17 protein-coding genes and 1 pseudogene are annotated in these 24183 nt (G+C 67.9%); 11 read left to right on the top strand and 7 right to left on the bottom strand.

All coding sequences use genetic code 11. The annotated features are described in order from the left end of the window. The 7 genes and pseudogenes from U9978_RS00240 to purU all read left to right on the top strand — a co-directional run. Window positions 1–263: pseudogene (locus tag U9978_RS00240) on the top strand (SRPBCC family protein); the annotation flags it as partial. Between the two features lie 39 nt (window positions 264–302). Then, a complete protein-coding gene (locus tag U9978_RS00235) occupies window positions 303–1295 on the top strand; it encodes a 1-aminocyclopropane-1-carboxylate deaminase/D-cysteine desulfhydrase (protein WP_322758960.1) in 993 nt (330 codons plus the stop codon). Between the two features lie 180 nt (window positions 1296–1475). Next, entirely contained in the window at window positions 1476–3215 is a 1740-nt protein-coding gene (locus U9978_RS00230) for a GMC family oxidoreductase (protein ID WP_322758959.1), read from the top strand. Continuing rightward, entirely contained in the window at window positions 3212–3865 is a 654-nt protein-coding gene (locus U9978_RS00225; RefSeq protein WP_322758958.1) for a hypothetical protein, read from the top strand. Before U9978_RS00230 ends, U9978_RS00225 begins: the two co-directional genes overlap by 4 nt. Further along, window positions 3862–5739: a metallophosphoesterase gene (locus U9978_RS00220; protein WP_322758957.1), complete on the top strand. Its 1878-nt coding sequence runs from the start codon at window positions 3862–3864 to the stop codon at window positions 5737–5739. The genes U9978_RS00225 and U9978_RS00220 overlap by 4 nt, the downstream gene beginning before the upstream one ends. A 34-nt stretch (window positions 5740–5773) precedes the next feature. Further along, the gene (locus tag U9978_RS00215) at window positions 5774–6526 is read left to right on the top strand and encodes a hypothetical protein (RefSeq protein WP_322758956.1); all 753 of its coding nucleotides are present in this window, start codon (window positions 5774–5776) and stop codon (window positions 6524–6526) included. 63 nt (window positions 6527–6589) lie between these two features. Further along, on the top strand, window positions 6590–7447 hold the full coding sequence (gene purU, locus U9978_RS00210) for a formyltetrahydrofolate deformylase (protein WP_322758955.1): 858 nt from the start codon (window positions 6590–6592) through the stop codon (window positions 7445–7447). A 163-nt stretch (window positions 7448–7610) separates the two neighbouring features. Here the strand turns inward: purU and U9978_RS00205 are convergent, their stop codons facing one another. The 4 genes from U9978_RS00205 to U9978_RS00190 form a co-directional block, all read right to left on the bottom strand. After that, window positions 7611–9224, bottom strand: coding sequence for a serine/threonine-protein kinase (locus tag U9978_RS00205; RefSeq protein ID WP_322758954.1), 1614 nt, complete (start codon window positions 9222–9224; stop codon window positions 7611–7613). 225 nt (window positions 9225–9449) lie between these two features. Next, window positions 9450–10781 carry a class I SAM-dependent methyltransferase gene (locus U9978_RS00200; protein ID WP_416210806.1) on the bottom strand — a complete coding sequence of 444 codons (1332 nt, stop codon included), beginning with the start codon at window positions 10779–10781 and terminating at the stop codon, window positions 9450–9452. A gap of 233 nt (window positions 10782–11014) precedes the next feature. Continuing rightward, window positions 11015–13201 carry an ArnT family glycosyltransferase gene (locus U9978_RS00195; protein ID WP_322758952.1) on the bottom strand — a complete coding sequence of 729 codons (2187 nt, stop codon included), beginning with the start codon at window positions 13199–13201 and terminating at the stop codon, window positions 11015–11017. Between the two features lie 82 nt (window positions 13202–13283). Continuing rightward, complete coding sequence (locus U9978_RS00190; RefSeq protein WP_322758951.1) at window positions 13284–14429, bottom strand: hypothetical protein; 1146 nt, start codon at window positions 14427–14429, stop codon at window positions 13284–13286. A gap of 317 nt (window positions 14430–14746) precedes the next feature. On the opposite strand from U9978_RS00190, the gene U9978_RS00185 reads away from it, so the two are divergent. Next, window positions 14747–15493 (top strand): M50 family metallopeptidase, encoded by a 747-nt coding sequence (locus tag U9978_RS00185; RefSeq protein WP_322758950.1) that lies wholly within the window; start codon window positions 14747–14749, stop codon window positions 15491–15493. Between the two features lie 417 nt (window positions 15494–15910). Here the strand turns inward: U9978_RS00185 and U9978_RS00180 are convergent, their stop codons facing one another. Further along, complete coding sequence (locus U9978_RS00180) at window positions 15911–16138, bottom strand: hypothetical protein (protein ID WP_322758949.1); 228 nt, start codon at window positions 16136–16138, stop codon at window positions 15911–15913. A 7-nt stretch (window positions 16139–16145) separates the two neighbouring features. On the opposite strand from U9978_RS00180, the gene U9978_RS00175 reads away from it, so the two are divergent. After that, entirely contained in the window at window positions 16146–16403 is a 258-nt protein-coding gene (locus tag U9978_RS00175) for a hypothetical protein (RefSeq protein ID WP_322758948.1), read from the top strand. Between the two features lie 117 nt (window positions 16404–16520). Here the strand turns inward: U9978_RS00175 and U9978_RS00170 are convergent, their stop codons facing one another. Next, window positions 16521–18167: a glycosyltransferase gene (locus U9978_RS00170; protein ID WP_322758947.1), complete on the bottom strand. Its 1647-nt coding sequence runs from the start codon at window positions 18165–18167 to the stop codon at window positions 16521–16523. Between the two features lie 667 nt (window positions 18168–18834). Between U9978_RS00170 and U9978_RS00165 the strand changes: the two genes are divergently transcribed. Continuing rightward, window positions 18835–19719, top strand: coding sequence for a NifU family protein (locus U9978_RS00165; protein WP_322758946.1), 885 nt, complete (start codon window positions 18835–18837; stop codon window positions 19717–19719). Window positions 19720–19775: 56 nt separating this feature from the next. Here the strand turns inward: U9978_RS00165 and U9978_RS00160 are convergent, their stop codons facing one another. Beyond that, complete coding sequence (locus tag U9978_RS00160) at window positions 19776–23243, bottom strand: AfsR/SARP family transcriptional regulator (RefSeq protein WP_322758945.1); 3468 nt, start codon at window positions 23241–23243, stop codon at window positions 19776–19778. A gap of 328 nt (window positions 23244–23571) precedes the next feature. Here U9978_RS00160 and U9978_RS00155 point away from each other — a divergent pair, with 328 nt between their 5' ends. Then, window positions 23572–24111 carry a hypothetical protein gene (locus U9978_RS00155; RefSeq protein ID WP_322758944.1) on the top strand — a complete coding sequence of 180 codons (540 nt, stop codon included), beginning with the start codon at window positions 23572–23574 and terminating at the stop codon, window positions 24109–24111. Window positions 24112–24183: the final 72 nt, after the last annotated feature.

The raw sequence follows: 24183 nt of genomic DNA, 5'->3' as shown, positions 1-24183 counted from the left end.
CCCGGCGCCGCGTCCGTACCGTCGAGGCGGTCGTATCCGCGCCGGTTCCCGGTCAGACCCTCATCGAAGCCGACCAGAACTCCACTCTACGCACGGTCTGGACCGTTACGCCCACCGATGCCGGGGCGTCCCGGATATCGGTGGAGACGAGCTGGTCGGGCGCGAGCGGGATCGGCGGCTTCTTCGAGCGGACCTTCGCGCCGATCGGCATCCGCAAGCTGTGGAACGGTGTTCTGGACAACATCGCGCCTCGGCTGGGCTGACAATCGAGGGGCGGAATCCGACCGGGGGACGGCATTCGGGTGACGGAATCCGACCGGGGGACGGCATTCGGCCAGGATGCGGATTTCGGCCTTCGGCTGCCGTCCCCGGTCGAGCAGTTGCACGACGACCGGCTCGCGCGCCACGGTGTCCGGGTCTTCGTCAAACGCGACGACCTCATCAGCGACGACGTGCCGGGAAACAAATGGCGCAAGCTCAGGCACAACCTGGCCGACGCCACCGCATCGGGGATGTCGACCGTGCTGACCTTCGGCGGCGCCTTCTCCAACCACATCCGCGCGACGGCCGCCGCGGGAAAGATCATCGGAATCGGAACGATCGGCGTGATCCGCGGGGAGGAGCACCTGCCGCTCAACTGGTCCTTGTCGGCCGCCACCGCCAGTGGGATGCGGCTGACCTACCTGGACAGATCCACCTACCGCCGCAAGGACGACCCGGCGGTCATCGCCGACCTGCGGGCACGCTTCGGTGACTTCGTCTGCCTGCCGGAGGGTGGCAGCAACCCCGCCGGGGTCCGCGGCTGCACCGAGATCATCACCGAGGTCGACGCCGCGGGCGAGATCGACTTCGACCTGGTCTGCTGTGCGTGCGGCACGGGTGGCACGTTGGCCGGCATCGCGGCGGGTCTCGCGGCCGGCACCTCCGCTGGCACCTCCGCCGACGTGAAGCCGGGCCGCACGGCCATTGGATTCGCCGCGCTGAAGGGCGGGCAGTTCCTCACCGGGGTGGTCGCAGACCTGCAACGCGCCACCTTCGGCCGGCCGACCGACAACTGGCGCGTCGAATGCGACTTCCACTTCGGTGGCTTCGCGAAAAGGCCACCGGAGCTTCGGTCTTTTGTCGACGACTTCGCTGATCGCCACGAAATCCGGCTCGAAACCGTGTACGTGGCGAAGATGATGTACGGAATCTTCGCCCTCGTGCGGAGTGGCGCGATCCCGCCCCGCACCACCGTCCTCGCCCTCATCACCGGACCGGCCGAGCATCCTCCGCAACACGCCGACGGGCCTTGACGCACAGAACAATGCTTTGACCCGGGCGAGGCGCCGGTGGCGCCCGGTGCGGACTGACCGGACGCCCTGTCGGGGATACGACTACGCGCTGCACGGCCACCGGGCCGGTGTGGTTGACTCAATCCCGCCCGTAGGCGGAGTGTTCCCAGACGGCAGGCCGCGGGTATGGGGGTTGTAAACGTGACGCGCGAGGATACTGGAGTTGAACACACCGACGTGCTGGTTGTCGGGTCAGGGTTCGGCGGCGCGGTAACCGCGTACCGGTTCGCCGAGGCAGGGCGACGCGTCGTCCTTCTTGAGCGGGGAAAGGCGTATCCCCCCGGGTCATTCGCCCGTTCACCGTCCGACCTCGCGGCGAACTTCTGGGACCCGATGCGGGGACGCCACGGGCTTTTCGACATATGGTCGTTCGCCGACTTCGAGGCCGTCGTATCCAGTGGTCTGGGCGGCGGCTCGCTCATCTATGCCAACGTGCTGCTCCGCAAGGACGAGAAGTGGTTCATCCGGGATGCGCCCGCGGGCGGGGGGTACGAGAGCTGGCCGATCACCCGGGCCGATCTTGAGCCGCACTACGCGGCCGTCGAAACCATGCTGAGCGCCCAGCGGTTCCCGGCCGGGCAACCCGGCTACCAGGCATCCCGCCGGACGGAACTGCTGACGCAGGCCGGGCGACGCCTGGGTTACACCGCCGAGCAGCCACCGCTGGCGGTGACGTTCGCATCGGGCGGCGCCCCGCCCGTGCCGGGCGCGCCCATCCCGGATCCGGGCTACGGCAACCTCCACGGACGACCGCGAATCACCTGTGTGTTATGCGGCGAGTGCGACCTCGGGTGCAACTACGGCAGCAAGAACACCTTGGACCACACCTATCTCTCTGCCGCGGCGCATCATGGTGCGGACCTTCGGATCCACCACGAGGTAGGTTCGATTACCCCGCGGGATGGCGGAGGCTACACAGTTGGCTATGTTGTACACACTCCAGGTGACATCGGCGCCCTCACCGCCATCCCGGAGCGGATAATCACCTGTAACCGCCTCGTCCTCGCCGCCGGAACGCTGGGCACCACGTATCTACTGCTGCGCAATCGCGCGGCCCTGCCCGGGATCTCCCGCACCCTCGGCCGGCGTTTCTCCGGCAATGGTGACCTGCTCGGTTTCGTCCGCGGGGTGCCCGGTGCATCCCTCGGCAGCGCGCAGGCACCGGTCATCACCACCGCCGTTCGGGTACCCGACCCGGTCGAGGACATCATCAAAGGTGACGGTGGCATCTCCACCAGCGCTGAGCGCGGCTGTTACATCGAGGACGCCGGTTATCCCGGTTTCGCGGAATGGCTCGTTGAGGCCGCTCAGCTGACCGGTCTGGCCGCACGGGTCGTCGGTGCGGGCTACCAGATGATCCGGTCACGCATCGACGACGACCCGTCACCCCAGATCGGCACAATGATCAGTCGACTGCTCGGCTCGGGGGCCGCATCCGCCGGTTCGATGCCCATGCTCGGCATGGGACGGGACATCCCGACCGGGCGGATGTCCGTGCACGACGACTACCTGCGGATCGAGAACTATCCGGCTGGCAGCAGGCCGTACTTCGACCGGCTGGAGCGCATCATGGCCGATCTCGCGAAGGAGATGGGCGGTGAGTTCCAGCAGAACCCGCTCAGCCTGCTGTCCCGGGTCATCACCGTGCACCCGCTCGGCGGCGCCGGCATGGGCGCGGACATCGCCAGCGGGGTGATCGACCAATGGGGCGAGGTGTTCGGCCACCGGGGCCTGTATGTCGCCGACGGCGCCGCCATGCCCGGACCGGTCGGCGCCAATCCGTCCCTGACCATCGCGGCCTTCGCCGATCGGCTCGCCGAACATGTCCTGGCCTCCGGTCCGGTTCGCGATGCCCACAACGCTTCGGAGGCAACGCCATGACCGAACCGACGAGCCTTGAATTCACCGAGACGATGAAGGGTTTCATCACTCTGGACGAGACCGATCCGCAGCGTGGTTACGAGCAGGGCCGGGCCGAGGCCACCGCACTGAAGTTCCGGCTCACCATCCGCACCGGGGACGTCCATGCCTTTGCCGCCGACCCGATGCGGGAGGCGGTCGCCGGCGGCCATGTCGACTGCGATGTCCTGGGCGGCCGACAGTCGGTCGAGGGAGGCGTCTTCAACCTCTTCGTCGGCGATGCACCCGGGCGCCGGCGGATGCTCTACCGGCTGCCGTTTCAGGATGCGGCCGGGCATCCGCTCACGCTCAGCGGTTTCAAGGACGTCCACGACGACCCCGGGTTCGACCTGTGGCGGGACACCTCGACGCTCTACACCCGCATCCTCGCCGGCCATATCCATGCCGACCCTGCCGCCGAAGCGGGTGCGCGGGTCGTCGCCGCCGGCATCATCACGATCCACATCCCGGACTTCCTGCGACAGCTCACGACGTTCCGGGTATCGGGTTCGGCGCTTGAAGCCGCCCGCGGCCTGGAGACGTTCGGCCGGCTGTTCCTCGGGGACCTCTGGAAGGTCTACGGTGCGTTCGTGCCCGCCGGGAACGCCGACACCATCGGGGAGCCGCGGTGACACAACCACCGCCCCGGCCCGCCGACGACAGCGAACGGGCCCTCGGATTCGCGCGTGCCACCATGACCCGATGGCTCTCACCCTCGCTGCTGTTCGCCACGGCCGTGCGGGTGGGTATCAGCGCAGTACTCGGCTCCTATGCCGACAAGCGGGAGGAGATGGCGGCGCTACCCGCCGCGCCGCCGGCTGACCTGTCGGACGGCACTGAACCGCCGGGTTACGCCGAGCCGGCGCACGATGGTGGGTTGTGGTTCGACTACGTCAGCGACCTCGGGGACGGATTCGACGCGACCTACGCGATGGCCTCGCTGCTGGCCGCGCCGAGCCTCGACCTTGCCGGGACGACGACCCCACGCGGTCGGATGCTGCTGATGGGCGGCGACCAGTGCTACCCCACGCCGAGTATCACCGGCTACGAGAACAAGCTGATCGGCCCGTACCGCGCCGCCATGCCCAGGCGGCCGTCGGATCCGGCCGCGCAGCCGAAGCTTTTCGTGCTACCGGGCAACCACGACTGGTACGACGGGCTCACCGCGTTCATGCGGATCTTCTGCCAGGGTTCGAGCATCGGCGGTTGGCGCACCGAGCAGACCCGCAGCTACTTCGCGGTACAGCTCCCGCACCGATGGTGGCTACTCGGGATCGACATCCAGTTCGACTCCTACATCGACGATCCCCAGCGCCGGTACTTCATCGAGATCGCGGCGCAGATGCGTCCCGGTGACGCGGTCATCCTGTGCTCGGCGAAGCCGAGCTGGATCAGCGCGGCCGACGGGGACGCCGAGGCGTACGCCGTCCTGGACTACTTCGAACGCACGATCATCAGGAAGGTCGGCGCACAGGTGCGGGTGTCCCTGACCGGAGACCGGCACCACTATGCCCGGTACAGCGAGATCGGTGGCACCGCGCAGAAGTTCACCGCCGGCGGTGGCGGTGCTTATCTGTCTGCCACCCACCGGCTGCCACAACGGCTGGTTCTGCCGCCGCCGGCGTCGCGCGCACCGTCCAAGTCCGACCCGCCTGTGCACTACCAGCTGGCCGCCCCGACCTTTCCCGATGCCCGGACGTCCCGCCGCCTAGCCGTGGGGATCTTCCGCCTTCCGGTGCTGGCTCCGGGCCTGGTCGTCCTACTCGGTGGCGTCCAGGTCCTGCTTGCGTTGACGATCGGCAGCGGCAGCGGCAGCGGCACCGGCACCGGTGCCGGCACGCGAGGGACCGTGGGCCGCATCGACGCGATTGCGGCCGGGCTACGGCACGCCAGCGTCCCATGCCTGTTCGAGGGTCTGATCAACAGTGTTCCCGGGCTCGCGCTGAGCCTCGGGGTCATGGGTGCGGGCGTCGCGCTGACCAAGGCCGGCCGTACCGCCCACGGTGCCGTCGCCGGAGTCGCGCACGGGCTCACCCAGCTCGTCCTTGCCGTCGCAGTCCTGGCCTGCGCTGTCACCGTCGCCAGCCCGCTGCCCGGCACGTGGCTGCTGGCCGGGGTGCTCCCGCTGGTGTTCGCGGTCGGCGGTCTGGCCGCCACCGAGGTGCTCGCCGCCTACCTCTGGCTGGCCGACCGCATCGCGGGCCTGAACACCAACGAACTGTTCGCCGCGCAGGGAATCGCCGACTACAAGAACTTCCTGCGGCTGCGCATCGGCCCGGACGGGCAGTTAACAATCTATCCTGTCGGGGTTCGCGCCGTCCCGAAACGCTGGCGCTTCGCCCCGGACGCCGCGGCGGGCACGCCCTGGTTCACCCCGACCGACCGGCCCCTGGAGGCTTTCCTCATCGAACCGCCTATCACCCTCGCCCGAGCCGCTCCTGACCAGCCGCCGCCGGTCGTAACAACGGACCCGCCGTCCGCCGGTACCGAACCGGCCAGCCACTGACCACCGCTGGCTGGAACAGGGCTCACAGGTACCTGTGGACCGGACCGAGATCGCGCTGGCGAGAACCATCGGATTTCTTCGGGAAGACATAGGTGCACCACTCGCGAGACTGGTACCGTACAACATTCAGATCCTTCTTCTGACTACATTCTTCAACATACGGGAAAACCCAAGCGGCGATCAGGTCGAAACCCTTCGCAGATGGTTCTGGTCCACCTCCTGGTCAGGCTTTTTCGCCGGGGCCGACTCAACCCAGGTCAAGAACTATCTGAACACCATGAAAATTTTCGCGGATGGCGGACCGGGACCCGAAGGTCAGAATCAAGTGGCCCGGCCGTTTCCTGATCGTTTTGACATGCGCAGCACCCGAATCAGGACCTTCATTCTGTGGGAACTGCAGGAGCTGCAAGAGCGCCTGGACTCCACCGGTGCAGTCATCGACGTTGTGGGGACACTTGAGCGTGCTGACACCAGGGCCTACCGGCAGATCACCACGGAAAAAACCGACGGGGCACAGAGCCCAGCCAACCGAATCATTTCCCCGACGCAACCCGGAACATCCGTTCGACGCGCCCTGCGGACTCTTCCAGCTGACATCAACCTGGCGGTTCTCCAGAGTCACGGCATCCCCGCCGAACTACTAGATCATCTCCTGGCGGGCAACGACGTCGAGTTCATAGCCGGCCGCGCCGAATACCTGGCGGGCCGGGAACGGGAACTGATGACGAAGTTCGGGATCCGGCCGGCTGATTCGGCACTGGGTAGTACAGACATCGATACAGAGTAGATTGCGTACCAGACCGGGATGATCGTATCCGCCGTGGCTACGCTGATCCCCTATCGTGGACCTGTGTCCTATCAGCGTCTGGTACTCACGCTCAGCTGCCCCGACCGGCGGGGCATCGTCGCGGCGGTGTCCTCCTTCATCACCGCGTCCGGCTGCAACATCGTCGAGGCTCAGCAGTACCTGGACCCCGACACCACCCACTTCTTCCTGCGCCTTGCCGCTGACCTCGAGGAGCCACGCGCCAGCCTGGACGATCTACGCGACGCTTTCGGCGCGGTCTCCGAAGCCTTCTCGATGGACTGGCAGATCTGGGACGCCGCCGTCCGACCCCGAATAATAATCATGGTCTCGCAACACGATCACTGCCTGGCCGACCTGCTGTCACGTCGCCGTGCCGGGACACTGCCCGTCGAGATCATCGGTGTCGTGTCCAACCACCGTGCCGCCGAGGAGCTGGTCCGCTGGCACGGCGTGCCCTTCCACCACCTGCCGGTCTCGGCGCAGACCCGGGCCGACCAGGAGCAGCGGCTGCTCCAGCTGGTCGCCGCCGAAAACGTCGATCTTGTCGTGCTCGCGCGTTACATGCAGATCCTGTCCGCCGACGTGTGCAAGGAGCTCGAGGGCAGGATCATCAACATCCACCACTCGTTCCTGCCGAGCTTCAAGGGAGCCCGGCCCTACGCCCAGGCACACGCACACGGCGTGAAGATCATTGGGGCTACCGCCCACTACGTCACACCGGACCTCGACGAAGGCCCGATCATCGAGCAGGACGTCGCCCGGGTCGACCACGGCTGCGACGTCGACCGGCTCGTTGCCGTGGGCCGCGACATCGAGGCTCAGGTACTGGCCCGAGCCGTGCGCTGGCACGCCGAGCACCGGGTGCTCCTCAACGGCGTGCGCACCGTCGTCTTCGCCTGACCAACCGCCAATAGGGGGCGCGGCGTCGCGGGGCCGGGGCACGCACCTATTGCCGGGCGCTCTAAGGATGTGATTCTGGTGCTGCTACAGCAGCACCAGAATCACATCCTTGAGGGCCGGCCGAACCAGGGACCGAACCAGGGACCGAACCAGGGACCGACGATCATCGGAGCGGGACGGTGGCCCCGTCGCTGAACGGACCGTCGTGCAGCTCCAGATGATCAGCAGTGACGTCGCGGGGGATGTCGAAGACAAGGGTGCCGCTCGCCGTTTCTCCCGCGGATATGTTGCCCCAGATGTCCTCGGAAAAGGCGGCCCGCGACAGGAGCTGACTGGAATCGTGGTCCGCTCCGGCGCTGTCGACAAGCCGTTGCGGAGCCAACGACAGGTTCCGGGTCGAGCTGCCGGCGTTGTGCGCGGTAAGCGCGACCAGACAGTACTGGCCGTCCGGATGCCTGGTGATCAATGTGATCTTCAACTGATCAACACCGCATTGCACGCTCGTCGCGGTGAACTCAAGCTGGCCGTCCCGAACCGGGACGCCGAGCCCCACCTTCGCGGACGGGGATCGAGACGGGGCCGCCGAGCCCGCGGCCGAGGAGCTGGGGGCGGCGGAAGGCCCGCCTGAATCGTTGCCGCCCAGGCTCCGCAGGGCCACCCAGCCGACCAGCAACAGGAGCACGGCGGCCAGGGCCAGCAGCCACCCGCGGCGTGGCCGCGACGGCGCGGCATGCGGGTACAAGGGAGGCGGGGCCTGGGCCGCGGGCTCGACGAACCGCGCCGGCTGGCCGGACTGGCCGGACTCCGCCGGCTGCCAGAACTGCGCCGGCTGCACGAATCGCCCCGGTTGGCCGGACTGCGGCGCCGGCTGCCCGGCCTGGCCCGGCGGATAGCCGGTCGCGAATGCCGGCGGACCGAGGCGGGTCGGCGGCACGACAGCGGCCATCCGCTGCGTCCGGCCGAGGATCTGGTCGATCGGAGTGGACGCGTTGACGTCCGCGTTCCCCTCAACCAGTCGCATGAGCAGATCACGAGCGGCCGGCCGGGCCCGCGGATCCTTGGCCAGCGCGATCTCGACCAGCCCTCGCAGCGGATGGGCGAGGCCGGTCAGATCCGGCGCCGCGTCCACGATCCGCTGCCCCAGGTTCGCCTCGGCGGCCGGCCCGAAACATCCAGGTTCGGTGAACGGATGGCGGCCCGTTCCCGCATAGCTCACCAGAAGACCCCAGGTGAAGATGTCCGCGGCCGGACCGATCGGATCGTCGAGGATCTGTTCGGGCGCCATCCACCCGCTGGTCCCGAAGATCAGACCCCGGTCAAGATCATGGCGTCCGGTGGCCGCGGGCTTGGCTATCCCGAAGTCGATGACCCTCGGCCCGGACAACGACATGATCACGTTGGCCGGTTTGAGGTCACGGTGGACGATCCCGGCACGGTGGATGGCCGTCAGCGCCGTTGCCACCCCGATCGCGGTACCGGCCAGGGTCGAGGCGGGCAGCGGACCGTCCTCCATGACCACCCGGTCCAGCCGCCTGCCCTCGATGTACTCGGTGACGAGGTACGGCGGATAGGCGTCCGGGTCCGCGTCCAGCACCGAAGCGGTGCAGAACGGCGAGACCCGCCGGGCCGCCGCCACCTCGTGCCGGAACCGTTCCCGGAAATCGTGGTCGGCCGCGAGATCCGGCCGGATCAGCTTGACCGCGACCTGGCGGCCCGCCGTGTCCCGACCGAGATACACCGTGCCCATGCCACCGGCGGCAAGGCGACTGTCCAACACATACCTGCCGACCGATACCGGGTCGTCTGCCTGTAGCGGCTCCAGTGGTTCCGCCGTCGCTCCACCCCCCGCTCGACCTGGCCGTGTCATGCGCGCCGCCGTGCTGGTGCCCGCCTGTTCATAACCCCCCGCTCATAACCCCCCGCTCACAGCCCACCCGCCGGTAGTCCGCCAGCGGGTGGCCCGCCAGCGGGTGGCCCGCTCGCGCACGGTTCCCATCGTCACTCATCCCACGGCCGGCGCGGGGGCAGAATCCGCAACAACCAGCATGCTCTCGAAGGACGGACGGCGCGGCATACCGGACCGCCCGCCCGCGCGCCGGACGGCCAGCGTCTGGTGGACCTGGGCCTGGCCGGCTTCGAACATCAGCGCGGAGCCCGCCATGTACAGCCGCCATACCCGGGCCCGGGCCTCGCCGACCTCGGCGACGGCCTCGGCCCAGTGGGCCTCAAGGTTGCCGACCCAGGCGCGCAACGTCGGGCCATAGTGTTCGCGCAGATTCTCGATATGCCAGAGCTCGAAACCGGCCGCCTGCATGACGCTGACGAGCACGCCGATCTCGTGCAGCTCGCCGTCGGGGAAGACATACCGTGCGACGAAGTCACGTCCGGCCGGCAACGGCAGCGGGCCGAGCCGCGGACGGTTACGCGCCTGGCCGGCAGGGTCGCCGGGGAAGGCGATGCCGTGGTTGAGTAGCCGGCCCGCGGGCCGCAACAGATCGAACAGGTTACGGAAATAGACCGGCAGCATCGCGGCACCGACGTGCTCCACCATCCCGATGGAGCTGATCGCGTCGAACGGGCCGTCGTTGACGTCCCGGTAGTCCTGAAGCCGGATCTGGAGACGGTCGGCAAGACCCGCGTCGGCGATCCGCCGCCGGGCCAGGTCTGCCTGGTTCGGCGAGTTGGTGACGCCGACCCCCTCGATTCCGTGGTGCCGGGCGGCGTGGATCAGCAGGCTGCCCCAGCCGCAGCCTACATCGAGCAGTCGCATTCCGGCACGCAGACCCAGCTTGGCGCAGACCAGCTCGTGCTTGGCATCCTGGGCCGCCGTGAGCCCCACGTCGGGCGTTGCCCACAGCCCGCACGAGTACGTCATCGCCGCACCGAGAACCTGCCGATAGAAGGCGTTGGACAGATCGTAGTGATGGGCGATGGCAGTGGCATCCCGCGCCCGGCTGTGGCGGCGGCCCCGCGGCCTCGCCTCGGCCGTGGGTGGTGGTGGGGGCAGGGTGCCCAACAGGCGCAGCAGCGTCGCCGCCGCGCGCAGCACGGTCGGCGTCAGGGCCTGGACCCCAAGGTGGCTCCGCAGGTCAAGGGCGTCGAAAATGTCGCCTTCGACGTCGAGCTCACCGGCCACATACGCCCGCGCGAAACCGAGTTCACCGGGACGGAACAGCACCCGCCGCATTGCCTCCGGCGTCTGCACGACAACCTTGGTCGGGGTTTCGGGCCCGACGGCCGTCCCGTCCCACAATTCGATTCGTACCGGTGGTTTCGGCCCGACGAGACCCGTCAGCAGATCGATCACGACACCGGACACGGCGGTTGCGCGCATGCTGGTCCCCGAACCAGCGGCTGCGGGCACACCGGCCCTGGACGAGTCAGTTCCCGACACTGCAGCGTCACCCAGGCTCACGAGCACCTCCTCGCCGACCGCGTCCGGTGCGGCGGGAACCCACTCGCCGCGCGCTCGGCCCACCGCCATCATCGCTGTCGGTCACGGTTACGTCCCGTCACAGCCGCGTGTCGGGACGCAACCCCGGTCTGGGGCCAGGTCTTCGGTTGCGGTCAGGTCCTGGGTTGGGTCAGGTCATAGACCGTCTGCCCACCGATGGTCCTCGCGGTGAAGGTGCTCTGCACCCAGGACGTGATCCCGCTGTTCCCACGGCCGCCGAAACCGCCGCCACCACCGAAACCGCCACCCGAAATGTAGTAATGGATATCGTGTTCCGCGACGTACTGTTTGAACTCGGTGAGCGTCGGTGCCGGGTCACCGCCGTTGAAGCCGCCCATCGACATGATCGCGGTGCCGCTGGCAAGCTCGAGCGATCCGGCCGTCTGGGATCCCGACGTTGCCGCAACCCAGCGGTAGCCCTTCTGGCCGTTCCTGAGCAACTGGACGAGCTCGGAGTCGGCGGTCGCCCCACCACCGAAACCGCCGCCACCCGGCTGTCCACCGCCGCCGGCGCCAAAACCGGGGACGTTCCCGCCGCCGAGGAATTGGCTCCCCCTCGCGCCGGGGAACCCACCGCCAGGGAATCCACCGCCACCGGCCGTAGCCGGCCCGGCGGTCGGGGTCGCACCCATATGGGGCGTCGAGGCGGTGTGGAGGGCGTACGCGGCCGACGGCGCTCCCAACACGATCGCCACCGCCGTGGCCACACCCGCCACGGCAACGGTGATCAGCGGACGACCGGCCAGCCGACGACTGACCAGCCGACGACCGATCAGCAGGGCGACAGCGCCGAGGATCGCGGCGACCAGCACGACGAACCGCAACGCCGGGAACCAGTCGGGGCTGCGGTTCAGCAGCACGAACGACCACGCGCCGGTGCTCCCGACAGCGGCCGCCGTCAGCGTCCGGGCGACCCAGGAGTTCCGCGCCCGCCACAACGCAGTGCCACCGAAGGCCACGACGCCGGCGATGCCCGGCGCCAGCGCAACCGTGTAGTACGGATGGATGGTCCCGCTCATGTAGCTGAACACAACACCGGTGCCGAGCGTCCACGCGCCCCACAGCAGCAGGCCGGCGCGGACGCGGTCCGTGCGCGGCGCCGTGCGGGTGACCCACAGCCCGCCCACCAGGACGATCAGCGCGGCCGGCAGCAGCCAGGAGATCTGGGTACCGAACTGGCTGCCGAACATCCGGTGCCAGCCGGTCGGACCGCCGAACATCCCACCAGGACCGCCGCCACCGCCGGCGCCACCGAACCGACCACCGCCGGACGCGCCTTGCAGGTACTCGGCGACACCGGCCGGAAGCTGCCCAGCGGCCTGGCCGCCGGGGCCGTTGCCCCCGCCGCCGTTGCCACTACCGCCGAAAATCCGTCCGAGCCCGTTGTAGCCGAAGGTCAGCTCAAGAAAACTGTTGTCGGTCGAGCCGCCGATGAACGGTCGGGCATTCTTCGGCCACAACTCCACGGCCGCCACGAACCAGCCCGCGGCGACCAGCATTGCGCCGACGCCGACCAGCAAGCCCAGCAACCGCCGACCGATCGAGGTCGGAGCTGCCACCAGATACACAAGCCCGAACGCGGGCACCGGCAGGAACGCCTGCATCATCTTGGTCAGGAAGGCGAACCCGACCGCCACGCCCGTCAGGGCGATCCACCGGTAGCTGCCGTCCTCAGTCGCGCGCACCACACAGTAGGCGGCGGCGACAAGCAGCAACGTGAGCAGCGCGTCGGGGTTATTGAACCGGAACATCAATACGGCGACCGGCGTCAGGGCCAGCATCGCGCCGGCAACGAGACCCGCACGCGGCCCGATCCAACGGCGAACCGCGAGATAGAGGATGCCCACGGACGCCACGCCCTCCAGCGCGTCCGGTACGAGCATGCTCCAGCCACTGAAGCCGAAGATCCGCCCGGACAGGGCCATGACCCACAATGACGCCGGTGGCTTGTCCACCGTGATGAAGTTCGACGAGTCGAACGACCCGAAGAACAGTGCCTTCCAGCTCTGTGTGCCGGCCTGCACCGCGGCGGCATAGAAGCTGTTGGCGTTGCCGGACGCGCCGAGCCCCCACAGATAGAGGACCGCAGCCGTGGCCAGCAGAACCAGCAGTGCCAGGCGCACCCACCAGGGGTCCCCGGCCTGCCCCCGCAGCCACCGGGGCAGGCGTATCGCGGGCTCGCCCGGCGTTGTGCGCGAAGGCTCACCCGGCGCCTGCGGCGATCCCTCCTGACGCTGCTCCGGGAGGTCGACGTCGGGCCTGACCGACCCCCAGTCGAGGTCGCCGACGTTCGTGGTCATTGCGTGATCCCCTCGATATGCCGGTCCGGCGGACGTTCCGTTGCTGATGGCGGGGATCCCGGTGACAGCGGTGACAGCGTCCTCACGTAAGCGTTACCGCCGACACCACAAAGGTCGCGGGCCTGGCCGAGCCTGTGCCGGAACTGCCGGAACCACCGCCTGTGGTGCCGCCACCCGAACCACCCGAGCCACCGGACCGGTCGTCGCCGGCTGCGTCGGCTGAAGGACTACCGCCGGCTGAAGGACTACCGCCGGCTGCGCCGGCTGAAGGAGCTGAGCCCCGGACGTCGGCCATGCACTGTCGGAACGCTTCACGGACCGTCGAATCTGTCATGTCCGGGCGGGGCTGCCCGTTGCTGCCGTCAAGCGTGATGCCCTTGTCCTTCAGGCATGCCTGGAGCTTCTCCAGATCGATCGCAGGCCCGTTGCCGTCCCGCAATCGCCCACCGCCTGGGAATCCGCCACCGGGCAACCCTCCGCCCGGGAATTCACCACCCGGGAATTGACCCCCTCGTGACCCGTAACCGGAAGGCCCGTCCGCGGGAATGGAACTGTTCACGGCCTGACTGCTGCCGGCTCCCCCGCCCCCGGCAGCCATGACAGCTGCGCTGGTACCCAGCACGACGGCGAGTACCGCGACCGCGGCAATCAGGCCACCGCGCCGGCTGAGCCGTCGGCCGGCCCCGGTAGCGGGCGCCGCCGCCGTGGGAAAATCCGTCGACCCACCCGTCGACCCGGCTGCCGGGCGGGCTTCGGGCCGACCCGAGCCGACCCACCAGGGCGCGTCGGCCTGGGCCGATCCGAGGGCATCCACTGACGTGGCTATGGGGACGCTGCGGATCAACGCGGCCACATCGGCGACCGACGACGCCGCGCCGACCAGCTGCGGCCGCACCTGAGCCCTCAGATCAGGCGGGACATCGACACCCGGCGGAGTGACCAGCACCAGGACGGCGTCAGCGGGTCTGGCTGTGAGCGTCGCCAGCAATTCCCGTTCGTACATCGTGATGACGAGGATCATCTGTACCGGCGATCGTGGCCGCTGCCCGGACAGGTCCTCACCTGCCGAGTCCGCCGCACCTACCGAACCGGTGGACGGTCGATCATCCAGCCGTTGTCCGAAGGGTGGTTCAGTCGACGGCGCCAGGACCTCATAACCGGGTCCGAGCGCCTGCGCCAGCACGCCCGGGTCGGCGGGGAGACTCGGGCTCACCCACACGTGTGTCATGTGCATACCGTGGCGGTTGCGCCTGAGGAGAAGCTTTCGGAATCCTTGGGATGTCCTTGTGGATCGCAGCCAGCGGCATGGAGCAGGTCTGAGCTCGACCTGAGAGCAATATGAACGCTGGTTAGAGCGCCCGGCAATAGGGGCGCGACGCGTTCACTCGCTGTAACCGTCCACACCGACCAACGAATCGTCCGGGCGCCCGACTGGCGTGACCGAGCACCTCGCGGGTGCAATTGTCGCCCTCGAGTCAGCAGCCGGATATTCCATTGCTTTTATAGTGAAACCGTTGTGCTATGAGCACACCAGCTGACCGGAGCTTGACAGGCCAGCACGGACCGGTCACGTCGGGGGGCGCCATGATCATCGACGGCGGTACCACCGAACTGGCCATGATCGTGGTGGACGGAACCGCCGCGCCGCCGTGGATCGTTGTACTGACCGGACTGGCCGCCGTCGCGGCGGTCGTACCCAGGTGGACCTGGCGAAACAGCGGCCACCTCGACACGATCGTGCACGAGGGTGGCCACGCCTTCGTCGCCTACCTCCTCGGACACTGGGTCTTCGGAGTGTGGCTGTTCTCCGACACATCGGGCCTGACCGGCACGTACGGTCGACCCAGCCGGCTCGTCAACTTTCTTGTGTCAGCGGCTGGTTACGCCGCGCCGCCAGCATTCGGGCTGGGCGCAGCCGTCCTGCTGAACGCCGATCACATCACCGCGACACTGATTCTCGCCCTCGTGGCACTGGTCGCGCTCTTCCTCGTCGTCCGCAACCGCTTCGGAATACTGATCGTTACCGGCGCCAGCTCCGTGATCATACTGGCACTGTGTTCGGCGTCGGCGAGCACGCAGAGCGCCCTGGCGTGCTTCCTCACCTGGTTTCTACTGCTGTCCGGGCCGCGGGCCGTCCTCGACCTGCACCGGGCCCGCAAGAAAGGATCATCATCCTCGGACGCAGACATGATGGCCGAACTCACCGGCATCCCCGGCGTGTTCTGGGTGCTCGGCTTCGGTGCGCTCGCCATGGTGTGCCTGTTCCACGGAACGCGCCTGCTGCTCAGCTGACACCGACCCGCTTCCGGTGATCGGCCCACCGACCCGCTTCCGGTGATCTTTCGAGGTTTGTAACATCATCGAGGGCAAGTTGATCATACAAAGCTCGAAAGATCGCCGACTGCGGATAATACGATGTCATCGGGCCGACGTCCCGATGGTGATGTTGTTCACGAGGTCGACCCAGGCCCGGCGTACAGGGACATTCCGCTGATCACCCACTCTTTACGGTCAGTCGACGTCCTGGTGTCAGATGTGTTACATGGGTTAAGTGCGCCAGGACGGGTAGAGCTGTTCCATGGCTCGACACCGGAGGGGTCCGACAGCCCAGCGCATGCCGAACATCAGGTACTCACGCAACGTCACGCACCGCATGTCCGCCATCCGTCGCGCGGGTCGCGCGGCACGGATGACCCGCCCGACAGGTCCTCAGTTGTTGTTCACCGCGACCGCAGTCGCGGCTGTACTCGCCATGCCCACCGATGCACTCACGGCATCGTCGACGGCCTCACCGTCGACGGCCTCACCGTCGACGCCGGCCAACGCCCAGGCCGCGCCGGCCACCAGCGGCACCGCGCCCACCAGCGGCACCGCGGGCCAGCCAGCCGTCGCGACGCCGGTCGGGCGGCCCAGCCCGTCCACTGATGAGCAAGTCACACAGGCGGTGCGGACGAGCCCGCTGCTCGGTGAGGTCCCCCCGGAGCGCATCCAGGTAGTCGACGTCCACGTATCCACGATCGATCCGACCGTCGCGGTCGCCCACGTCGTGCCGACCGGCGGCGAAACCGACCCAGCGACCGCGCTGCTCACCCACCCGAACGACCGCTGGAGCGTCGTCGAACTAGGTACAGCCGGCGTCGGCTGCGACCGCCTCAGTGTGGCGGTCCAGCACGAACTCGGGCTGGACTGCGAGGTTTCGTAGCCGGCCAGAGTGCGAGGACGTGCAGCCCTTAGTGGTCTGCGAGACACCTGCGATGTGGAGCTTCGCAGCCTGGACGGCCGCGGCAACCGCCGCGGCCGTCCAGGCTGGTCCGTTCCGTCAACTGGCGAACGTCAACGCCGACAGCAGGGCGACAGCAAGGATGATCGTCCCGCGTATCGGCAGCTGCCACCGCTCGACCACCGCGCGCCGGTCGCTGACCGCGGACAGCGGCCCGGCCATCATCATCAGCATGATCCCGGCCCATACCAACGCGAACAGCGGACGGTTCGCATGCGTGTCGAAGGCGTAGATGACGATGGATGCGACCAACGTGAACGCGAAGGCGAACTGCGGCAGGACGAGCACGGACATTTTCGGCTGGAACGCCTTCTCGGTGGTACCGGATGAGCGCGGCCGGTAGCCGAACGCCACCCAGACGAAGGCGATCAGATACAGCGGGGCGATGAACAGTGAACTCGCAACGGTTCGGGTCGCGCACCCGCGGCCCGCATATGCAACGATGAATAGCGTTGAACCGAGGAGATAGGGCACGCCGAACAGCAGATAATGCTGTTCAGTCGCGCCGGAGGACACCTGCGTCCGCAGGATGATAGCCAGCGGCGGACCCACCAAAAAGACCATCTGGACGACGGCCAGCAGCGGGCTGAGGCTGGTGTGCAGATAGTGTGCCCGCTGCCAGCCCCGCAGACCCGGTTTGCGCAACGGGTTGTCGAACAGCAACAGGCGCATGTGGTCCATAGCCCACCGCAGGCGCTGTTTGGCGTAGACGGCCGCGGTCGCCGGTGCCGTCCCGATTGATATCGGCCGGGCGTGGTAGACGCTTGACCAACCACGGGCGTGCAGTTCGTACGAGGTCTGCACATCCTCAACCAGATTCCATTCGCTGAATCCACCGACCGACTCGAGCGCGGACCGACGGTAGAGGGCTCCGTTACCGGTGGAGAACGCGCTGTTGTCACGGTCCTTCGCCGGCTGGATGGCCCGGAAAAACATGGAATCAGCATTGTTCAGGACATCCCGCCGGCCCGTGTCGAAACACTGGGCGGTGCAGACGAACCCGACCTCCGGATCACGCAGATAACCGACTATCCGCTCCCCCACGTCCGGCACGACGAGGTGATCGGCGTCCAGGGTCAGGATTGCGTCGCCGTCCGTGCGGGCCAGCGCATGGTTGAGATTACCGGCCTTTCCCGGCGTCCCGTCGACGCGGGTGAAGCACGGTATGCCCAGCCGGGCGGCGAGCGCGTCGATTTCCCGCCAGTTCTTCCGGCCGGCGAGGCGACCGTCGTTGAGAACGTAGGTCTGGTGCGGATAGTCGATCGCCAGGGCGAAGCGCAGCGTCCGCTCGACCATGGACGCCGGCTCGCCGCACACCGTCACGAACACGTCGAGGGTGCCAGCCGGCGGCCCGGCGCGGCGGACCGCACCCGGCCGCATCCGACCGACCATGACCGCCGTCCAGGCGACGGTCACATAACTGACCAGTTCGGCGCCATAGAAGAAGGAGCCGAACACGCCGGTACCGGCGAGCGTTCCCGCTCGCCATGCCAGGTAGATCGCGCCCAGCACGATGACCAGCACGCCGGTCACCGGTCCCAGCCGGCCGCTGACCGGACCAGCCACCGGGACGTCCCAGCGGCGCCGCGAAGCTCCGTCGGTCGGTACCCGTGGCCGAGGCACCCACGGTGCCAGGCCATCGGGAATCGGCGCGGTGGCGTCGACGGGCGCTACGTCGCGAGCCATACTTGTCACCTTTCGAAAACATTCGCCTATTAGTGCTACGGGGACTGCGGCCGCCGGGCGCGCGATCTGACGATCGTCGCGCGCCCGTTGGCCCTCTAGAAGGCCGCTGGTCACACAAGTGCCCGCCGTGCCCCACCGGCCGAAGTTTTAATGAATGCTCTTCTCCAAACTGGTCCGGGCCGGACTGACGCCAACCGGAGGACGGCGGGTTCGCCCCGATGATGACAGGTGGCGAGTGTCAATTCGAACACAGGGTAGCCAGTTGGACACTTTCGGGAACGATCAATGCCGGGACCGGCGAGACTACACCTGACTTTGGTCGGTAATCGAGGAGTTCGCTCCCGCGCCACCGATCGCAGATTGCCGGGATTGTTCACCACTTCAGCAAACGAGCCATGCGGCGTGAGCGGGATGAAATGTCCGTAAATTGACGAGTGTGACCGCCATGACAAGTGGCCACAAGGCGGTGGGCGCGTGACGACGGTCATATGCCCAACCGATTACGGCGGTGACCCGCCACCCTTATGGGATCATGAGAATGTACCCGTTGTCGTGTCCGCACCGGGACAAGGCGGGAAAGTGAACCAGCCGGCTGACAGCCGCGCAATCATGGCTTCTCTCGCGCAGCTGGCGACCCCAAGGAAGCACGCACGCTAGGAGTCCGGCGATGAGCAGCACCCGGCCGATCGGGCCGCAGCGGAACGAGCCCGGTTTCGACGCACTGTCGGAGGCATTGGATGAGGCGGCCACCGCCGTCCAGCGCCTGGAACCCGCCGCGCGGCAGCAGGCCGAGCAGCTCCGTCACGCAGTCGAAGCGCTCCACGGCAGCGGTATCAACGCGATCGTCCGGACGCTGCGCAGCGACCCACGCGGCCGCGAACTTCTGTTCGAACTCACGGACGACCCCGTGGTGCACCTGCTGTTCTCGGTCCACGGGATCATCCAGCCCACGCCGGTGACTGAATCGCTGCACGCGCTCGACACGGTCCGGCCCTACCTGCGGGCCCACGGCGGGGACGTGGAACTGGTCCGGGTCGACGGAGATACCGCGTTCCTGCGGGTGAACGGCACCTGCAACAGCCGCGCCCTGACCGGAGTCACGCTGCGCGAAGTAGTGAAGGACGCCCTGGTCGGCGGGGTGGCGTCCATCGCGCGGGTGGTTATGCTCGCGGGCGAGCCACCACCGACGCTGATACCGCTGGGTCCCGTCCGCACCCGCGACGGCGGTTGGGTGGCGGTCGGCACCACCACGGAGCTCTCCCACCAGCAGATCACCGCGCTGCATCTCGAACGAGCCGACGGCACCGAAGCCGACATCGTGGTCATCAACCACGACGGTCAACTCACCGCCTACCGCGACGCCTGCGCCCATCAGGGACTCCCCGTCAACGTGGCACAGCTGGACCCGACCACGGGCACCCTCACCTGCCCACGGCACGGTTTCTGCTACGACGCGCAGTCAGGCGCCTGCCTCAACGCGCCGGGCGCCCGACTGGAGCCGCTTCCCCTGCGGATCGACGACGGTCACGTGTGGATCCACATCGAACGCTGACCGCCACCGACACAGAAACCTGCCCCGAGCAGCGACAGCAACCCCGCACCGGTAGCTCAGAATTCCAGCGGACGGCTCCCCGACGTCCACAACTCCGTGAACCGCTGCTCGACGAACTGCGCGAACGTCGAATCAACCGGCACCTCGTAGTGAGTGGTCCGGGACGACGAGTCGCCCAACGGAAGCGTCGCAACCAGGGCGCGGGCGTCGCAGCGGTAGTACGCAACGGTGGATGCCGCCGCGTAGACCCGAACGGCGATACGTTCCCGATCCGCGACGGCCAGCCCATCGATAAAGATCCGAAGGCGGTCCAGATTCTCCCGGACCAGCCCGCAGACATCGTGCAACGTGCCGATCTCCCGACTTCGCTGGACGGCAGCGGGCGCGTCCGGGTCCAGCAACATGATCTGCACCAACGCCCCGCGGTCGAGGGCGTGCCGCACCGCGGCGAGGAAGGAGTCCCGCAGACGGTCTTCGAGAAGCTCGATCCAGGTGGAGAGGATACGGACGACGTACTCGCTCGCCGCTACCCGCCGGATGAACCCGTCGTGGTCGAAGTGGTCGAGGACGCGTTCCGTCGCGGGTTCGAGCCGGTCACCCGGGCCATGTGCCAGCCAGTCACGGACCTCGGATTCCTCCGTACCTTCATGATCATTGAATAATGCCAGTGCCTGCCGCCACGACGCGCGTGCCTGTAGGTCATCCTTGCGCCAGTAGTGCAGCCGGCCGCGGCGAGCCAGAGTTCTCGCCTCGTTCAGCATGTCGCCGCGCTCCTGGAAGATGGACAGACAGGCGTCATAACAGCGGAACGCCTCGGCGTCACGGCCACGTCGGCTATGGGCGTCACCCAGCAACAACAGGGCCTCGGCCCGCAACGGCAGATGCCCCTCCGCCTGGAAGAAGCGCTCGGCCGCACCGAGCATCCCGATGGCGTCGTCGATCCGCCCGGTTCGCAGGAACGCGGAGCCGAGCGCCATCCGGGCCCGCTCGACGGCCAACTGGTTGCTGGTCATCTCGCAGTAACCGACCGCAGCCTCCAGGCACGACAACGACTCGGCAGGACGGTCCGCGGCGAGGTAGGCCCGACCGAGGGTCTCCAGAGCCCGCGCCACACCGAACGTCATACCGAAGTCCCGGCAAAGATCCCTACTGATGCGCAGATGATCAATTGCCTCGCCTATCCGGCCGTCCTCGATGTCGAGCTCGCCCAGGTTGCGACGCGCCGCAGCCTCACCGATCGGCCAGCTCGTCGCGACAAAGAGGGCCAGGCTCGCCTCGAACAGCGTGCGCGCGCCGGCACGGTCCCCCTGCAGTCGGCGAAGCTGCCCGAGATGACGGCGCATATTCGCCTCGGCCTCCCGGCTGCGCTGGCGCAGCGTGGCCGCAAGGGCAGCCTCATGGGTCCGGTGCCAGAACGACCAGTGCGAGCCGATCTCGAGGAAGTCGACGATCGCGGCGCTCAGCAGCCACGTCATCTCATCAAAGCCTTCGGCCCCGGCCTGCTCGACGAGGGCGACAACGCTCTTGCTCTCCCGGTCGAACCACTGGATCGGACTGCGCGCAGCGGCCTCGATCACCCCGTCCTCCCCCGGTTGCCACCGGGGCGGCGACCTGCGGGGGACGATGGTGCGGCTACCCGCGTGCAGCCGGCTCGCAGCGTCCTGCGCGCAGGCCAGATACATCTCCAGCACCCGCTCGAGCGCGGCGGCGCGGTCGGCGGGGCACTCCTCCTGCGCCAGACGCTCACGCGCGAACAACAGCAGCAGGTCGTGAAAGCGGTAGCGGGGCTCATCGCCGTTTCCGGCCCGGCGCTCGATCAGGTGCCCGACCGCCAACTCCTCCAGTAGCTCCGCGGCCTGCCGCACATTCTGATCAAGGAGTGCGGCCGCGGCCAGGGGGCTGACATCCTCCGTCTCCAGCACGGACAGCAGCCGGAACGCCCGCCTCGTCGCTGCCGGTAGCCCCCGGTAGCTCAGGTCGACACTGGCCCGTACCTCAAGATCACCGACCCGGAGCACGTTCAAGCGCGCAACCTGGAGCTCTTCTCGCAGGGAACGCAGCTTGGCATCGGGCCGCTGCGCGAGGCGCGCACCCGCGATCCGCACCGCCAGTGGCAGAAAGCCGCACAGGGCCACGATGGTACGGGCCTCGTCCAGTTCAGCCGCGACCCGCTCGGCGCGTGCCACCTTGGCGAGCAGGGCCACCGCCGGGTCGGCGTCAAGGACGTCGAGCACGAAATGATCGGCATCCAGACTCGAAAGCGCCCGTCGACTAGTGATGATAACCCCGCAGGACGCCGCCCCCGGGAGCAGCGGGCGCACCTGTTCGGCATCGGTCGCGTTGTCCAGAACGACGAGCAGCCGCTTACCGTCGAGAGTCGAACGGTACAGGGCCGCCCGCCCCTGCGGATCGTCCCCTATGTGCTCGCGCGGCACCCCCAGCCCCAGCAGAAACGACACCAGAACCGTCGACGGGTCGGCCGGCGAGTCCGGTGTGGCCTGCAGATTCGTATACAGGAAACCGTCGGGAAACCGGCCCCGGAGTTGATGGGCGACGTGAATGGCCAGTGCCGTCTTACCGACGCCGGCCTGCCCGGCTATCGCCGAGATGACTACACCCGCACCGACATCGTCCGCTTCGAACAAGGTGAGGAGATCGGCAACCTCCTTCTCCCGACCGGTGAAGTTTCTCGTACCCGCGGGAAGCTGGGACGGCACAGGATGGCGCGCCGCGGTGCCCAGCCGAGCCTGTTCAGCCGGCGCGACCCAACGAAGGGACGGCTCGTCCGCGAGGATCGCCCGTTGCCTTTCCCGCATCGCGGTGGGTTCGATTCCAAGATCACGGGATCGGCGCAACGCGTCCACGCAGACGGCGGCGGCATCCTCCCGGCGACCGTCGCGGTAAAGGGCCAGCGACAGATCCAGCTGCAGGCGTTCGTCGGCCGGATTCTCCGCGATCAGCCGGCGCAGTATCGGAACAAGCGGCCCGTGCCGACCGGCCGCCAGATATGCGGCGGCCCTTTCCTTTTCCGCATGCAGACGCAGCTCGCCCAATCGGGCCGCATAACGCTCGACGAAGGGACGCCTTTCAAGATCTGCCAGTGGTTCTCCGCGCCAGAGCTCCAGTGCCTCATCCACCCGGTCGGCAGCGCTCGCCACGTCTTTGGAATCCCGCAGCCGCCGGGCCTGCTCAACCAGTCTGAGAAAAACCAGTTCATCGAGCTCGTCCGCCCCGACCTGGAGAACGTAGCCGCCGGCATCCCGCGCCAGGGGCTGCCCGTTGGACTGCCCCAACACCCGCCGAAGACCGAGAACGTGCACCCGCAGCCGATGCAGGTGTTCGCGCCGATACTCTTCGCGCCAACCGCCATCGCCCTGCATGGCGCGTAGGAGATCCCGGTCGGGGATAGGACGGTTCGCCTCGGACAGGAGGGCCGCGAGCAACAGCCTGCGCTGCGGACCACCGATGGGGACATGCGTGGCGTCGCGCACCATCTCAAGCGATCCAAGAACCCGAAACTCCATGTCATCCTGTCCCGCGAAACAACGCACATCGCTGAGTACATGATCGAACTACTCGAATACCACCTCGAACCAGTGTGCAACACGAGGCCGTAGCAAGCCGGAGGCAACTGCCGGCCACCGGCACCAGGAGCACCCGCCCCCGTGTCCGTCAGGACCCCGGTCAGGACCCGGTCAGGACCCGGTCGCCGCGGCACAACCCCGCCGGCCCCCGCCGGCCCCGTCGTTCACCCAGCTGCCACGTTCGCGGCCCTGATCAGCTGCTGACCAGCGGGTCTTTCAATGGAAACAGACGGGTCGACGTTCCGAGACGGCCCGGCAGGAGGGCAACATGATGACGGTTCACTCCGACTGCGCGATGGTGCCGGAATTCACCTGGGAGCCGGTCACCGCGACAGGCGACCAGTTCGCGCTCCGGGTCGACGACGAGGCGATCGCCCAGATGCGGGAAGACTGGCGTGCGCAGGGTCGGATCACATGCAAGATCCGAAAGCATCTGATGGTCGTGGAAACCCGGCACGGCGGCCTGCGGGTCGCGCTCGGGTCGACCGGCGACACGCTCGCGGAATTTCAGAAGGGACGCGGGGGAGCCCTCGTCAAACTGACCGGAGACCGCTGGCTGCGTTGGATCATACCTAACCGGCAGGGTTTCGCCCGGGGTTTCGTCGCCCACGCCACCGGCGTACCACGGATCGACGGGCACAACGTGGTGCTGTTTGCCCGGGATGGGATAGCGATCGTGCTCGGCGGACGCAGGATCCTGGTCGGCCCGTCCGACGGAGCCCCATCACTACATGAATATGATCTTCTGCTGGCTCTCGGCTGGTTCCTCATCCTGGTCGACGGACCAGCCGTCCCGCCACCCAGATGATCGCGGAGCAACCGAGGGGTCGGCTACCGGGACGCCAGCTCGGCCGCGATCTCGGCGGCGATCTCGGCCACG

The sequence above is a fragment of the Protofrankia sp. Cr2 genome (assembly GCF_963555885.1).
In the GTDB taxonomy this organism is placed as follows: Bacteria; Actinomycetota; Actinomycetes; order Frankiales; family Frankiaceae; genus Protofrankia.
Note: the sequence above shows the minus strand (reverse complement) of the source record. Positions and strands in the feature narration are given on the sequence as shown.

Bases quoted from the DNA above. Each gene is read 5' to 3' on its own strand.
- U9978_RS00225 (WP_322758958.1), top strand. From the start codon at position 3,212: ATGACCGAACCGACGAGCCTTGAATTCACCGAGACGATGAAGGGTTTC.
- U9978_RS00200 (WP_416210806.1), bottom strand. From the start codon at position 10,781: ATGCGCGCAACCGCCGTGTCCGGTGTCGTGATCGATCTGCTGACGGGT.
- U9978_RS00195 (WP_322758952.1), bottom strand. From the start codon at position 13,201: ATGACCACGAACGTCGGCGACCTCGACTGGGGGTCGGTCAGGCCCGAC.
- U9978_RS00190 (WP_322758951.1), bottom strand. From the start codon at position 14,429: ATGACACACGTGTGGGTGAGCCCGAGTCTCCCCGCCGACCCGGGCGTG.
- U9978_RS00170 (WP_322758947.1), bottom strand. From the start codon at position 18,167: ATGGCTCGCGACGTAGCGCCCGTCGACGCCACCGCGCCGATTCCCGAT.
- U9978_RS00165 (WP_322758946.1), top strand. From the start codon at position 18,835: ATGAGCAGCACCCGGCCGATCGGGCCGCAGCGGAACGAGCCCGGTTTC.
- U9978_RS00160 (WP_322758945.1), bottom strand. From the start codon at position 23,243: ATGGAGTTTCGGGTTCTTGGATCGCTTGAGATGGTGCGCGACGCCACG.
- U9978_RS00155 (WP_322758944.1), top strand. From the start codon at position 23,572: ATGATGACGGTTCACTCCGACTGCGCGATGGTGCCGGAATTCACCTGG.